Below are 1,526 nucleotides of genomic sequence, written 5' to 3' on the forward strand. Positions count from 1 at the left end.
CAAGCGGTAAGGCAAGGGACTTTGACTCCCTCATGCGTTGGTTCGAATCCAGCTACCCCAGTTCTTAGGTAATAATCAAGATAAAAAGCAAAATATCTTAGGGTATTTTATTTTTATAATTGAAAGACGTGAACGATATGAACATGTCCTTGCGGGTGCTTAGGAAAAAAATTATAAGTATGTCAAGTTTAAGAAAAACTTGATTGTTGGAGGATTTTTTAGATGAACGAATTTGAAGATTTGCTAAATAGCGTTAGCCAAGTTGAGACTGGTGATGTTGTTAGTGCTGAAGTATTGACAGTTGATGCGACTCAAGCTAACGTTGCAATCTCTGGAACTGGTGTTGAAGGTGTCTTGACTCTTCGCGAATTGACAAACGATCGCGATGCAGATATCAATGACTTTGTTAAAGTAGGAGAAGTATTGGATGTTCTTGTACTTCGTCAAGTAGTTGGTAAAGATACTGATACAGTTACATACCTTGTATCTAAAAAACGCCTTGAAGCTCGCAAAGCATGGGACAAACTTGTTGGTCGCGAAGAAGAAGTTGTTACTGTTAAAGGAACTCGTGCCGTTAAAGGTGGACTTTCAGTAGAATTTGAAGGGGTTCGTGGATTTATCCCAGCTTCAATGTTGGATACTCGTTTCGTACGTAACACTGAGCGTTTTGTAGGTCAAGAATTTGATGCTAAAATCAAAGAAGTTGACGCTAAAGAAAACCGCTTCATCCTTTCACGTCGTGAAGTTGTTGAAGCAGCTACTGCAGCAGCTCGCGCTGAAGTATTCGGTAAATTGGCTGTTGGTGATGTAGTAACTGGTAAAGTTGCTCGTATCACAAGCTTCGGTGCTTTCATCGACCTTGGTGGTGTTGACGGATTGGTTCACTTGACTGAATTGTCACACGAACGTAACGTTTCACCAAAATCAGTTGTAACTGTTGGTGAAGAAATTGAAGTGAAAATCCTTGATCTTAACGAAGAAGAAGGACGTGTATCACTTTCACTTAAAGCAACAACACCTGGACCATGGGATGGCGTTGAGCAAAAATTGGCTAAAGGTGATGTAGTTGAAGGAACAGTTAAACGTTTGACTGACTTCGGTGCATTTGTTGAAGTATTGCCAGGTATCGATGGACTTGTTCACGTATCACAAATTTCACACAAACGTATTGAAAATCCAAAAGAAGCTCTTAAAGTTGGTCAAGAAGTTCAAGTTAAAGTTCTTGAAGTTAACGCAGATGCAGAGCGTGTATCACTTTCTATCAAAGCTCTTGAAGAGCGTCCAGCTCAAGAAGAAGGACAAAAAGAAGAAAAACGTGCTCCACGTCCACGTCGTCCAAAACGTCAAGAAAAACGTGATTTCGAACTTCCAGAAACACAAACAGGATTCTCAATGGCTGACTTGTTCGGTGATATCGAACTTTAATCAAATTGAAAATTCACAAAATCCTTTGTTTTCTAAACAGGCTCTTTGTCAACTGTAGTGGGTTGAAAAAAAGCTAATCTCGAGAAAGGACAAATTTAGTC

General features: G+C 39.8%; 1 protein-coding gene. It reads left to right on the top strand.

The features are described from left to right. Window positions 1-222: 222 nt before the first annotated feature. Entirely contained in the window at window positions 223-1,425 is a 1,203-nt protein-coding gene (rpsA, locus tag ADI86_RS02790; RefSeq protein ID WP_001001632.1) for a 30S ribosomal protein S1, read from the top strand. The last annotated feature ends 101 nt before the right edge of the window (window positions 1,426-1,526 follow it).

Source organism: Streptococcus pseudopneumoniae (assembly GCF_001074975.1).
Classification (GTDB): Bacteria; Bacillota; Bacilli; order Lactobacillales; family Streptococcaceae; genus Streptococcus; species Streptococcus pseudopneumoniae_D.